Source organism: Bradyrhizobium sp. SZCCHNGR1005 (assembly GCF_032489995.1).
Lineage (GTDB): Bacteria > Pseudomonadota > Alphaproteobacteria > Rhizobiales > Xanthobacteraceae > Bradyrhizobium.
Genome location: NZ_JAUEZC010000012.1, coordinates 50,939 through 64,041, shown reverse-complemented (window position 1 = coordinate 64,041; position 13,103 = coordinate 50,939). Strand labels below are relative to the sequence as shown.

The window sequence follows — 13,103 nt, the reverse complement described above, 5'->3', positions numbered from 1 at the left end:
AGCAGGCCGATTGGCGAATAGGGAGTAGCGAATGGTTCGTTTCCCTACTCGCTACTCCTCATTCGCTACTCGCTTCGCTTATCCCAAATAATCCGCGACCAGCTTCACATTCAGCCCGATGATCGCAACCGCGATCGCGCTCGCAACGGCCGTCAGCCAGCGCGGCGCGACGAACGCGCCCATCTTGGCGCGGCTCGCCGTGATCAGCACCAGTGGGACGATGGCGAATGGCAGCTGCAGGCTGAGCACGACCTGGCTCAGGATCAGGAGCTGACCGGTGGCCTTCTCGCCAGCCCAGATGGTGACGACCACGGCCGGCACGATCGCGATCGTCCGTGTGATTAGCCGGCGCAGCCACGGCGCAATCCGCCAGTGGAGGAAGCCTTCCATCACGATCTGACCCGACAAGGTCGCGGTGATCGTCGAATTCAGGCCACAGCATAGGAGTGCGATCGCAAACAGGCTCGGCGCAATCGTGGAGCCCAGCAGCGGCGCGAGAAACGAATGCGCCTGATCGAGCTCTGCAACCTCGAGCTGTCCTCTCCTGTGGAAGGTCGCCGCAGCCAGGATCAGGATCGAGGCGTTGATGGTCAACGCAAGGCACAGTGCAATGGAAGAATCGATCGTCGACAGCGTGATCGCCTCGCGCTTCTCCGCGGGGCTGTCGCCATAACCGCGCGTCTGCACCAAGCCCGAATGGAGATAGAGGTTATGCGGCATCACGGTGGCGCCGAGAATGCCAAGGGCGAGATAGAGCATCTCGGAATTCGCAAAGAGCTGCCCGGTCGGCACGAAGCCCTTGAGAACGGCGCCCCAATCCGGGTGCGCCATCGCGATCTGGGCCGCGAAACAGGCAGCAATCACCCCGAGGAGCGCGACGACAAAGGCCTCGATCCAGCGGAAGCCAAAGGCCTGCAAGGCCAGGATGAGAAACACATCCAGCGCCGTGATGCAGACGCCGATCGCGAGCGGGATACCGAACAGCAGACCGAGGCCGATCGCGGTGCCGATCACCTCCGCAAGATCGGTCGCGGTGATCGCGACCTCCGCCGACAGCCACAGCGGAATTGAGACCCAGCGCGGGGTCGCATCGCGACAGGCTTGCGCGAGATCGCGCCCCGTGCCCACCCCGAGGCGGGTGCAGAGCGACTGCAGCACGATCGCCATCAGATTGGAAAGCAACGCCACCGACAGCAGCGTGTAACCAAACTTTGAGCCGCCGGCGAGCGACGTCGCCCAGTTGCCGGGGTCCATATAACCGACAGCAACAAGGTAGCCGGGGCCGAGGAACGCCAGCAACTTGCGCCACAGCGATCCTTTGGCCGCCGTCCGCACCGAGCCGAACAGCTCTCCCAGCGACGGCGCACCACGATCCCCCTTCCAGCCACGCGCCAGCGGGCCGCCGTCCGCCGGCGCGACGCTATGTCCTTGCGAAAATTCTGACGGATGCGCGTCCATGCTGCTATTCTGAACCAGAACTCTTTTTAATGCAACTGATTTGCAACTGCAATTAGGCCAATCCGTTCCGGTCGGCTCTCTTTAAGGGGAGCACCAGTAACTGATCGGTTCGGCGTAACGGGACATCGTCACACAGCAGCTTGAGGGCCCAATCGGAAAGCGGGTGGGCGCGCGTTGCCGGCTTGCCGAGAATGGCGGGCATCATCGCCTCAAGGACCGTGCAATGTTCCACTCTACGCCCGCCCTGCCCGTGACATTCAACCGCCTGGCCTGGTCCAATCTCGCCGCGCAGTCCGCCGAACAGATTGCGCTGGCTGCCGCTCCCATCGTCGCCGTGCTCGTGCTCGGGGTCGGCGAAGGCCAGTCCGGCTTGTTGCAGACCGCACTGACCGCTCCATTCATCCTGTTTGCCATTCCGGCTGGCCTGCTGACGGACCGTCTCTCAAGACGAATTCTCATGGCCTCCGCCGAGGCGTTGCGGGCGCTCGCCCTGCTCATCATCTTCCTGGCAATCTGGGCCAACGCGCTCACATTGTCCTTGCTTGCGGCGCTCGGCTTTGCCGCCGTCTGCGGCACCGTCGTCTTCAGTGTCGCCGCCCCCGCGCTGGTCCCTTCATTGGTGACGCCGGCTTTATTGCCTGCGGCGAATGCGCGGATCGAACTCGCCCGCACGATCGCCTTTGCGTCGGGACCGGCGCTCGGTGGCATGCTGGTGGGCTGGATCGGAGCGGCGGCGGCCTTCGCCTGCGCTGCAGCGCTGTCCATCGCCGCCGTGGCCTGCCTGACCGGCGTGGAGGAGCCGTCCCGTCCACCGCGGCCCCGACGGCATCCGCGAGCGGAGATCCAGGAAGGCGCCGCGTTCGTGCTGCGGCATCCATTGCTGCGCCCGGTCTTCGTCACCCAGTTCATCTTCAACACCGCGCATTTCCTGCTGCTGGCCGTGTTCGTGCCCTATGCGGTGCATCGACTCGGGCTGTCGGCGACCGGGGTCGGCACCGTGCTCTCGATGTTCGGGTCCGGCATGGTCCTCGGCGCCCTGCTCGCCACCCGGATCATGCGACGGCTGGCCTTCGGCATCGTGATCGGTCTTGGGCCCGTCGCCGGCTTCGTCGCCGCGCTGCTGATGGCGTTGACCACGTTCGTCCCGTCGCCATGGCTGGCCGGCTTGAGCTTCTTTCTCCTCGGCGCGGGACCTATTCTGTGGGTGATCTCGACCACCACCCTGCGCCAATCGGTGACGCCGGCCAGCCTGCTCGGTCGCGTCTCGGCCATCAACATCCTGAGCTATGGCGCGCGGCCGCTCGGATCGTTGCTGGGCGCCATCATTGGCGGCACCTATGGAGCCGATGTCTGCCTCTACCTCGTCGCCCTCATTTTCGGCCTTCAGGCCCTGGTCATCCTCACATCGCCTGCGGTGACGCTCGCGCGCCAGCCGGAGATGCAGGCCGCCTAGCGATAGACCAGGATCGGAACGGTCGAGTGCGTGAGCACCTTCAGCGTCTCGCTGCCCAGGATCGCTGAGACGCCGCGCAGGCCATGCGAGGCCATCACCACCAGATCGCAGTCGCGGTCGCGGGCGGTATCGACGATGGCTTCGTATGGCTTGTCGTGCTCGACACACAGCGTTTCGCAGGCGACCCCTACGCGCTCGGCGTCTTCCTTGACGTGGTTCAGATATTTCGCGGTCTGCTCGGCGACCAAGGCCTTGTACTGCGCCAGCGCCCTGGTGGCAGCGGTGGGATCGACGACCAACGAGTGCAGAGGCGTCGAGACCACGAGCGCCGTGATCTTCGCGCCCGTCGCTTTGGCAAGTGCAATCCCGTGCTTCATCGCGGCTTTGGACAGGTCGGAACCATCGGTCGGCAGCAGAATGTGCGTATACATAGCGTGATCTCCCACTCATGATCCTGGGCGGAGTTCGCGCTCCATTGCATTGACTTGGCTCAAGGTCCCCGATTCAAAGTGCCGGCTCCGAGATAGGCCTCGTAGCCGCGCGCTGCCGCCTCGCTCGCGGCGATTTCAGGATCCAGCGTATAGAGGTCTTGCGCGCGTCCGATGCCTCGCAATGCATAACGGCCGGTCGACACCAGGTGCGGGCGGCCTTCTGCATCGAGCCCGTCGCAGAACTCCGCCGAGGCCAGCAATTCGCGATCGATCGAACGGCACATCGAGGCGATGCGGCTGACCTCATTCACCGCGGGTCCGACCACGGTGAAGTCGAGCCGGTCCTCGCTGCCGATATTGCCGTAAAAGACTTCGCCGACATGCAGACCGACATAGGCCGACGTCACCGGCCGCCCCTCCTGTGTCCGCCGGGCGTTGAGAGCGGTCATATTGAGTCGAAACCGGTGCTCGGCACGCAAGGCCGCCCGCCGCGCTTCGGACATGTCCTGGCCGGTGAAAATCGCGAGAACACCATCGCCGATCAGTTTCAGGACATCACCGCCTGCCTCGTGAATCGCGTCGATCGAGGCCTGGGCGTAGTCGTTGAGCAGCGGGATGATCTCGTCCGGCGAGATGCTCTCCGAGATCGCGGTCGAGCCGCGCAGATCGGAGAACCAGAGCACGGCGTTGATGCGTTCGGTGATACCGCGCGAGATCTGGCCTTGGAGCACCTGCTCGGACGCACCGCGGCCTAGATAGACCCGGCCCAGCGTTCGCACGATATCGACCTGCTGCGCAGACTTGATGGCAAGGCCGAGCACGGGCACGAGGTCGCGCAGCGCTTCGACCTGCGTTTCCGCGAAGCCGCCGATGCGCCGGGTCAGCCAGCAGGAGTAGAAGCAATCCATCTGGCCGAGGGTGCCGGCCTCGCCGAAGCGGTGCACGAAGGAGAGGAAATGCTGGTGGCCCTTCTCTGCGAACTCATGGATCAGCGAAAAATCCAGATGGGCACAATTCGTGAGATCGATGCTGAACTCGTCGTGGCCCTTCTCCAGCATGTAGTGAAAGGTCGAACGCTTCCAATTGTTGGCCGCTTCGCCCTCGCTGGTCGATCCATACTCGAACGTATCGCTTTCATTGGTCGGCCGATCGTTCCAGCGAAAGCCACGTCCCTCAAAGATCGGATGCAGCGTATCGATGAAGATCATCCCGCGGGACAGCTCGATTCCACCCTGCCGGCAGCGCTCGCAGAAGCCGCGCAGAATGTCTTTCTCCGGCACCCCGGAGAGGCTCTGCCCCACCAGCCAATTGATCAGCACGAGGCGGTCGGAGATATCCATCTTCGGTCTTTTACTTCTATCTTTCGCGTTCAGCGCCGCAGTCCATGCTCGACCTCCACCGTGACATGGCTCAGCGTGGTCAAGTCGCGCAGACGTTGCTTGTAGGTCGCCGGTGCCAGGGGATTGTCGGAGACCAGCGAGACGACGACGCCCCGGTGCCCCGGACCGAGCTGCCACAGATGCAGATCCGTGACATGGTCGCCGCCGGCCTCCAGCCGCGCGCGGATGGTTGCCTCGAGCCGCCGGTCGGCATTGACGTCGAGCAGCACCGCACCGGCGTCGCGGATCAGCCCATAGGCCCAGCTCGCAATGACGGCGCTGCCGATCACGCCGACGACGGCATCCGCCCAGGCCCACCCCGAATACATCCCGACCAGAAGCGCAGCGATCGCCAGCACAGAGGTCGCGGCATCGGCCAGCACATGGACATAGGCCGCGCGCAGGTTGTTGTCGTGGTGGTGACCATGATGGTGGTGATGATGATCGTGATCGTCGTCATCATCATGGTGCTCGTGACGATGGACGTGTTCGTGGCCATGACCGTGATGATGATGATCATGGCTATCAGCCAGCAGCCAGGCGCTGGCGAGATTGACCACCAACCCCAGTGCCGCTACCGCCACGGCCTCGCCATAGGCGATCGGAACCGGGTTGATCAAACGGAGCACGCTCTCATAGGCGATCTGGATCGCGATCAGCAGCAGGATGATGGCGCTGGAGAAGGCGGCGAGTTCCCCGAATTTTCCGGTGCCGAATGTGAACTGCGGATTGCGCGCGTAGCGGCGCGCAAACAGGTAAGCAAGCCCGGCGATCCCGAGCGCTGCCGCGTGGGTCCCCATGTGCCAGCCGTCGGCCAGCAGCGCCATCGAGCCGAACAGCGAGCCGGCGACGATCTCGCCGATCATCATCGCGAGCGTCAGCGCGACCACGAACCAGGTGCGGCGCTCGTTGCGCTCATGCTGCGCCCCCAGAAACACATGATCATGCGCCCACTGATCCGCATGTGACGGCATTCTCGCTCTCCCTCAGCCTATCCCGCACCGGCATATGCATGGCCACGGCGTCCGGCGTCGACTACAGACACGGCCGTTGACATTATCACGACAGAACTTGGATTCCGACCCGCTGCCGCCGCTCGGCATCGGCACCGTGGCCGTCGTGCTCGGATTTCCGGGGGCTCGCCGGGCCACCGCTCTACACCACATGCGCCGGGGCGAGCTTGCAGGCGCAACCATCGGTCTCGATCTGCAGGGTCGGATGCTGGATGTTGAAGCGGTGCGACAGTTCCCCACAAACCCTGTGCAGAAAGTCATCGTCGGCGCCGCCGCACCGGACGAGATGGGCCGTCAATGCGGTTTCGTTGGTGCTCATCGCCCAGATGTGCAGGTCGTGGACCTCGCTGACGCCCTCGAGCGAGGCAAGATAATCCCGGACTGCCGGCAGTTGGATGTCGCGGGGAACAGCATCGAGCGCCAGATTGACGCTGTCGCGCGCCAGCTCCCAGCCGCTCACCAGCACCACGGCCGCAATCAGAAGGCTGACCACCGGATCGACCCAGAGCCAGCCGGTCGCCATGGTGATGATGGCGGCAACCACCACGCCAAAGGACACGCCGGCGTCGGCGGCCATGTGCAGATAGGCGCCGCGGATGTTGAGATCGTCATGCCGGCCGCGCATGAACAGCAGCGCGGTGGCGCCGTTGATGACGATGCCGAGGCTGGCCACCCATAGCACGGTCGCGCCCGCGACCTGTGTCGGGCTTTGCAGCCGGTCGATGGCCTCGACCGCAATGCCGCCGACCACGAGGAGCAGGAGGCCGGCATTGACGAGCGCGGCGAGAATCGAGGCCCGCCTGTACCCGTAAGTGTGCCGGTCGGTCGGCCGCTTCTGCGCGAGCCAAAGCGCCCCCCAGGCGAGCAGCAGCGACATCACGTCGGACAGATTGTGGACCGCGTCCGAGATCAGCGCCAGCGAATGCGCGGCATAGCCGAAAACGAGCTCGGCAATGACGAAGGCGGTATTGAGCGCCACGCCGATCGCAAACGCCGCGCCGAAACTCGCCGGCGCATGGCTGTGGCCGGCATGGCCGTGCGCATGGGAGTGGCCATGGGAATGATCGCCGGAATGAGAATGCGCCATCCGAGCTCGCCCCGATCAGCGACAGCAACCGCGCGATCGCTTTCGCTCAAGCATATAGGCCGACGCCGGACGGATACTATTACCTCGCTACTCGATCGGCCGGCTGAACTTGTTCGACTTCGGCAGGCCCTGCGCGATGCGGCCGGCATCGGCGCGGTTGCCGCGGAAGTCGGCCAGATCCTTCCAGGAAAGGCCCTGGTCGCGGCCCGCCGAGTCCTTCCAGCCGAGCCCTTCCTTCTGGTCGAAGGTCGCGACGTCGGACAGCTGCGCGCTGGTGTATTTCTGCAACCGGACGCCGCGGCCGCGCGCCATCTCCGGCACCTGATCGAGCGGGAAGATCACCATCTTGTGGTTGGTGCCGATGACGGCGACCTGGTCGCCGGCGACCGTGGTGATCGCGCGCGCCTCCGCCGGCGCCGTCACGTTCAACACCTGCTTGCCCTTGCGGGTGGTGCCGACGCAATCCTCCTCGGTGACGACGAAGCCCTGGCCATCGGAGCTCGCCACCAGGAATTTGCGGCCGCCCTTGTTGACGAACATCGACACGATCGAGGCGTCCTGATCGAGATCGATGAACATGCGGATCGGCTCGCCATGCCCGCGGCCGCCCGGCAGCTTGGCGACATCGAGTGAGTAGAATTTGCCGCTGCTCGCAAACAGCAGCAGTTTCGAGGTGCTTTCGGCGAAAAAGGATTGGCCGAGCTGGTCGTCGGTTTTGAAGGCGAGATTGGAGAGATCCTCCACATGGCCCTTGAGGGTGCGCACCCAGCCCTTTTCCGACACCACGACCGTCACCGGCTCGCGCTCGACGAAAGCCTCCTCGATCGCGGCGAGATCATGCTCGGGCGCGTCGGCGAAATTGGTGCGGCGCTTGCCGAGTGGGGTCTTCGGCCCGAACATCTCGCGCACCGTCTTCACCTGCTCACCGACCTTGGCCCATTGCTCGGTCTCGGATGCCAGCAGCGAGTTGATGCCCTTCAGCTCCTTGCGAAGCTCCTTGTCCTCGGTGCGGATCTCCATTTCCTCGAGCTTGCGCAAGCTGCGCAGGCGCATGTTGAGGATGGCCTCGGCCTGCACCTCGCTGAGCTTGAAGGTCTTCATCAGCACCGGCTTCGGCTCGTCCTCGGTGCGGATGATCCGGATCACCTCGTCGATGTTGAGATAGGCGATCAGGTAGCCGCCGAGGATCTCCAGCCGGTTCTCGATCTGCTTCTTGCGGTAGTTCGAGCGCCGCAGCAGCACGTCGCGCAAATGGTCGAGCCATTCGCGCAGGCATTCGGCCAGGCCCACCACCTTGGGGATGCGGCCCTTCACCAGCACGTTGAGGTTCAGTGGGATCTTGCTCTCGAGATCGGTGAGCCGGAACAGCGATTCCATCATCAGCGCCGGGTCGACGTTCTTCGACTTCGGCTCGATGACGAGCCGGACGTCCTCAGCCGACTCGTCCCTGACGTCGCCGACCAGCGGCAGCTTCTTCTCGTTGAGCAGCTCGGCGATCTTCTCGACCAGGCGCGACTTCTGCACGAGATACGGAATCTCGGTGATGACGACGATCCAGGTGCCGCGGTTGCCCTCTTCCTGGGTCCACTTGGCGCGGACGCGGAACGAGCCGCGGCCGGTGGTGTAGGCCTCGATGATCGACTCCTTGGAATCGATCACGGTGCCGCCGGTGGGGAAGTCCGGGCCCTTGACCCAGCGCAGCAGCGCGCGCGACTTGGCCTCGGGCTTCTCGATCAGATGCAGCGCGGCGTCGCAAAGCTCGGCGGCATTATGCGGCGGGATCGAGGTCGCCATGCCGACCGCGATGCCCTGCGCGCCGTTGGCGAGCAGGTTCGGGAAGCCGCCGGGCAGGACCACCGGCTCCTTGGACTGGCCATCATAATTCGGACGAAACTCGACCCCGTCCTCGTCGATGCCCTCGAGCAGAAGCCGCGCGACATCGGTCATCCGCGCTTCGGTGTAGCGGTAGGCCGCGGGGTTATCGCCGTCGATATTGCCGAAATTGCCCTGGCCGTCGACCAGCGGATAGCGCGAGGAGAAATCCTGGGCGAGACGGACCATCGCGTCGTAGATCGCCTGGTCGCCATGCGGATGGAACGAACCCATCACGTCGCCGACGATTTTGGCCGACTTCTTGAACGCGGTCCCCGGATCGAGCCGCAAGAGCCGCATCCCATAGAGGATGCGGCGGTGCACCGGCTTCAGTCCGTCGCGCGCGTCGGGCAGCGCGCGGTGCATGATGGTCGAGAGCGCATAGGCGAGATAGCGCTCTTCCAGCGCCTCGCGCAGCGGCACTTCATGGATGTCGGCCGGTTCCGGCGGAATCAGTTTCTTGCCCATTAGCTCTACGTTTTCAGTGGGTTAGCTCGTCGAATGAGCCTTTTTGATCAACCTTGGATCACGCTTTAGGCGATCGGACGGCGCGGTGCAATGTCGCGCGCCCGGGTCCTTGGGAACTCAAAAAGCCCCGCTGACGCCGCCTCTGGCCCGCGTGGGCCGTTTGATGCCCCGAATCAGTGCGCGCCCAAATTGCTGGGATCGCGGGCCAGTGTCCACCCCGTCCATTGCCGGACCCGTGACGCGCTGGTCCATCGGCGGACGCGAATGCGCCTCCGGGACGGGAATCGCTTGACCCCGCTGCTCAAGATTTGCTCTCGGCACCACGGCCCTGCATCCCGAACGGGCACGTCCCCGGCGTGTCGCACACTGAATGATCGCGGCGGCCAGGAATGCATGACGGGCATCATTTGAATCGATCGTGATCGATTGATTGCGGCATGGCGCCACGATCACGCGTCTGTTGCTGAGAACGTCACCGACCTCAGCTAAGCTGACGACTTCGTCGTTGCCGATCGCGATCGCAGAGGCGACGGCGATGCCACTCCGCTCCTTTAAAGCGGCAGTCAAACAAGCAAGAAAGGCAAGTCCCCATGAGTTCAGGATTCGTGACGACATCGGACGGCACGCAGATTTTCTACAAGGATTGGGGCACCGGCCAGCCCATCGTGTTTCACCATGGCTGGCCGCTCTCGGCCGACGACTGGGACGCGCAGATGCTGTTCTTCCTGGAGAAGGGCTTTCGCGTCATCGCCCATGATCGCCGTGGCCATGGCCGCTCCAGCCAGACCGAGCATGGCAATGAGATGGATACCTATGCGGCCGACGTCGCGGCACTTGCCGCAAAGCTCGACCTGAAGGATGCGGTTCATGTCGGTCACTCCACCGGCGGCGGCGAGGTCGCGCGTTACGTGGCGCGGCACGGCAAGGGCCGGGTCGCCAAGGCCGCTTTGCTCGGCGCGGTGCCGCCGATCATGGTGAAGACCGAGAAGAACCCGGGCGGGCTGCCGATCGAGGTGTTCAATGGCTTCCGCGCGGCGCTCGCCGCGAACCGCGCCCAGTTCTTCCTCGATATCCCGACCGGACCGTTCTACGGCTTCAACCGTGACGGCGCGAAAGTCTCGGAAGGCGTGATCCGCAACTGGTGGCGCCAGGGCATGATGGGCGGCACGAAAGCGCATTACGACTGCATCAAGGCCTTCTCGGAGACCGACTTCACCGAGGACCTCAAGGCGATCGACGTGCCGGTGCTCTTGATGCATGGCGAGGACGACCAGATCGTGCCGATCGACGATTCCGCGCGCATCGGCATCAAGCTCCTCAAGCATGGCACGCTGAAGACCTATCCGGGCTTCCCGCACGGCATGGCCACCACCCATGCCGACGTGATCAACGCGGACTTGCTGGCGTTCATCAAAGGATAGGCCGCGGTTCGCGGCTGCCGTCATTGCGAGCGAAGCGACGTGTCCCGCCGAAACCCGAAAGGCGTAGGCAGAAGCAATCCAGCGTCGATATAGTACTGGATTGCTTCGTCGCCTTCGGCGCCTCGCAATGGCGGCCACAATTGACACGCTCTCCGTCGTCATTCCGGGCGCCCGTAAGGGCGAGCCCGGAAGCCATAACCATGATCGTGAGTATAGATTCCGGGCTCGTGCTTTGCGCGCCCCGGAATGACACTGAGTGTCTTCCACCACCATTGGAACGTAACTCATCGTTCTCGCGGCGCGTCATGCGTCCGAGCTTTGCCAGTTGATCACCCTCTTCTGAACAGAGGGCGCGGGGAAGGCCGGATGTCGGTTGACACCCGCGGCCCGCCTGCAACAAAGAAAGCAGGCGGCAGTCACCACAGGTTCAACCGGATCATCCGGCCTTCCCTGCGCGGCGGGTTACGGCTTATACGAGCTCTCCCCGGTGTCCGGGCTTGTTAGCCACCGTCGCCGCTCGGATCATCACCCGAGCAACTTAGCGCCAGCGTCGGGGCGCCAGGACCACTCGATTTCGTCGTCCTGCCGATGTTGTTCGTCCGCCGCTGATAGCGCGCTGCAACGCCGACAGGCCACCGCATCCCGCACCCAACGTTCGTGACGATCGCGAAGCGTCCCTCTTATCGAGGCGGGACGCGAGAAGGATTGCACAATTTCTGGAAAAGCGAAACATGAATTTTCATCGCGATGGACGTGGCATCACCGATCGCATTGAAGCAGTTGGCGAAATAAGCCGTTACGCGCAGGCGATCTTGCGCCATCTGAGGCGCCATTGTGAACGCGGATGCGTGGCGATCGAACGCAAGGGCTGGGTGTCGGGCAAATCACGTCGGCGCCGCCGATCGCGCAGTGGCGCGCGGAACCCGCACCGTGCTTCCGGGTTTTCATCGATAGATCGTATTGCGTCATCGTCATCGACGGGCCGAGACAACCTTCGTTGCCGTCTCTCCCGTGTTTTGGCCGCGCCGGCGGAATCCGTTGCGGCTCATGCAGCATTTTTGGACGTCGTATCATGCAGGATTTTTCCGACGCAGCTTTTTCGCCGGAGGTGGTCGCGCTGATGACGCAGGCGCTGGACGCCGCGATCGCGGCCTTGCCGGAGCCAGTCAGTTCGACCCATGTCACGCTGCTCGCGGAAGCGGTGCTGCGCGCCGCCAAGGCCGGCGAGCGCAGCGTGACCGCAATGCAGCGTCTGGCGCTGCTCGAGCTGCAGATCATGCCGCGGGTATAGGCCGACTCTCGGCGGGCGTCTCGCCGAGAGATCCGCTTGTCCGATTCTGCATGTCTCAGGCTGCGGCCGATTGCAGCTCCGGCCAGGGTTCGGCCCAGGCCGGCAGGCGCATCAGCCCGTCGAGCCAGCTGACAATGTTGGGAAACGCCTCGAGCGGCATCTCCGCCTCGCGCCAATCGGTCGCCATCGATGCCAAGGCGAAATCGGCAATGGTGAGCCGATCGCAGGCGACATAAGAGCGCGACTTCAAGTGACCGTCGAGCACGGCTGCAAACGTCTTCAGGTTGGCCACCTTGTCGATCAGCGCCGCGCGGTCGGGCGTGCCGAGGCCGAACGTCCGCTTGACGATGTGCTCAAAGTAGAATGGCCCCACCGCGGGCGCCCAGTGACAATCGTTCCAGGAGAGCCAGCGCAGCACCTCGACCTGCTGCTGCGGATTGCGGGCCGGCCACATGTCGCAGCTTTCCCTGATGCAGAGATGGGCCATGATCGCGTTGGACTCCCATAGCACGAGATCGCCGTCGACCAGCACCGGGGCCTTCATGTTGGGATTGAGCGCAGCAAACTCCGGCGTCTTCAGCCCGCCCCTGATGTCGATGAACTCCGCCTGCACGCCGAGATGCTTGACCAGCGCCAGCACGCGGCGCGGCGCCTGAGCCTTGATCCAGTAGATTTTCATGCCGGTTCTCCATCCGTGATGTCTCCAAGACGAACGGGGGCGGACCGGATCGACAGCCTTCCGGGAAAAATTTTCCGGCGGCCCCATGAGCTGCGCTTCCGCAACGGAACGACGCGAACCGCCCACTCAGCTGGAGCTCGCCTGCGCGGACATCTCCTGCAGAAGATGCAGTGCCTCCTCGGCGCTGGCCTCCGGCACGAACAGATGGTCGTGATGGAAGGCCGAGACGGCGTTGGCGCTGATGCCGGCCTGCGCCAGGCGGGTGGTGACGGCAGCGAGGAATCCCACAGCATCGAGCGCGGAATGCACGTCGAGCGTGATCAGGCGCGAGGCGAACTGCGCGGGCAGCCCTACCCGTTCAGCCTCCTCCCGCAGGACGACCAGGGTGAGACCTTCCCGTTCACGGAACCAGAGCCGTGGTGCCAACGCGCTCGGAATGTCAGCATCGCTCGGAAGCGCGCAGAACACGAAAACGCCGTCCTGCAGCTGCGGCGACATGGTCCGTAGCAGCCTGTCCAGATCACGCTCGCCCGACATTCCATCCTCTTCGC

11 protein-coding genes are annotated in these 13,103 nt (G+C 64.1%); 3 read left to right on the top strand and 8 right to left on the bottom strand.

Features of this window, described 5'->3' with window-relative positions:
• Positions 1-78 precede the first annotated feature (78 nt).
• Positions 79-1,458, bottom strand: a complete 1,380-nt coding sequence (locus QXZ85_RS31380) for an Nramp family divalent metal transporter (RefSeq protein WP_315703362.1) — start codon at positions 1,456-1,458, stop codon at positions 79-81.
• 223 nt (positions 1,459-1,681) lie between these two features.
• On the opposite strand from QXZ85_RS31380, the gene QXZ85_RS31375 reads away from it, so the two are divergent.
• Positions 1,682-2,911 carry an MFS transporter gene (locus tag QXZ85_RS31375; RefSeq protein WP_316175491.1) on the top strand — a complete coding sequence of 410 codons (1,230 nt, stop codon included), beginning with the start codon at positions 1,682-1,684 and terminating at the stop codon, positions 2,909-2,911.
• Here QXZ85_RS31375 and QXZ85_RS31370 read toward each other — a convergent pair.
• The 5 genes from QXZ85_RS31370 to parC all read right to left on the bottom strand — a co-directional run bounded on the left by QXZ85_RS31370 (position 2,908) and on the right by parC (position 9,161).
• A complete protein-coding gene (locus QXZ85_RS31370) occupies positions 2,908-3,342 on the bottom strand; it encodes a universal stress protein (RefSeq protein ID WP_315703360.1) in 435 nt (144 codons plus the stop codon). The genes QXZ85_RS31375 and QXZ85_RS31370 overlap by 4 nt on opposite strands.
• Before the next feature lie 59 nt (positions 3,343-3,401).
• Entirely contained in the window at positions 3,402-4,682 is a 1,281-nt protein-coding gene (locus tag QXZ85_RS31365; protein ID WP_315703359.1) for an adenylate/guanylate cyclase domain-containing protein, read from the bottom strand.
• A gap of 29 nt (positions 4,683-4,711) precedes the next feature.
• Positions 4,712-5,695: a CDF family Co(II)/Ni(II) efflux transporter DmeF gene (gene dmeF / locus QXZ85_RS31360; protein ID WP_315703358.1), complete on the bottom strand. Its 984-nt coding sequence runs from the start codon at positions 5,693-5,695 to the stop codon at positions 4,712-4,714.
• A 181-nt stretch (positions 5,696-5,876) separates the two neighbouring features.
• Complete coding sequence (locus QXZ85_RS31355) at positions 5,877-6,821, bottom strand: cation diffusion facilitator family transporter (RefSeq protein ID WP_315703357.1); 945 nt, start codon at positions 6,819-6,821, stop codon at positions 5,877-5,879.
• 87 nt (positions 6,822-6,908) lie between these two features.
• A complete protein-coding gene (gene parC / locus QXZ85_RS31350; protein ID WP_315703356.1) occupies positions 6,909-9,161 on the bottom strand; it encodes a DNA topoisomerase IV subunit A in 2,253 nt (750 codons plus the stop codon).
• A 590-nt stretch (positions 9,162-9,751) separates the two neighbouring features.
• Between parC and QXZ85_RS31345 the strand changes: the two genes are divergently transcribed.
• Together QXZ85_RS31345 and QXZ85_RS31340 are read left to right on the top strand one after the other, a co-directional pair.
• Complete coding sequence (locus QXZ85_RS31345) at positions 9,752-10,582, top strand: alpha/beta hydrolase (protein ID WP_315703355.1); 831 nt, start codon at positions 9,752-9,754, stop codon at positions 10,580-10,582.
• A gap of 1,072 nt (positions 10,583-11,654) precedes the next feature.
• A complete protein-coding gene (locus QXZ85_RS31340; RefSeq protein ID WP_315703354.1) occupies positions 11,655-11,873 on the top strand; it encodes a hypothetical protein in 219 nt (72 codons plus the stop codon).
• Positions 11,874-11,928: 55 nt separating this feature from the next.
• Here QXZ85_RS31340 and QXZ85_RS31335 read toward each other — a convergent pair whose 3' ends face one another.
• Both QXZ85_RS31335 and QXZ85_RS31330 read right to left on the bottom strand, forming a co-directional pair.
• A complete protein-coding gene (locus QXZ85_RS31335) occupies positions 11,929-12,552 on the bottom strand; it encodes a glutathione S-transferase family protein (protein WP_315703353.1) in 624 nt (207 codons plus the stop codon).
• 126 nt (positions 12,553-12,678) lie between these two features.
• Positions 12,679-13,089 (bottom strand): ACT domain-containing protein, encoded by a 411-nt coding sequence (locus QXZ85_RS31330; RefSeq protein ID WP_315703352.1) that lies wholly within the window; start codon positions 13,087-13,089, stop codon positions 12,679-12,681.
• Positions 13,090-13,103: the final 14 nt, after the last annotated feature.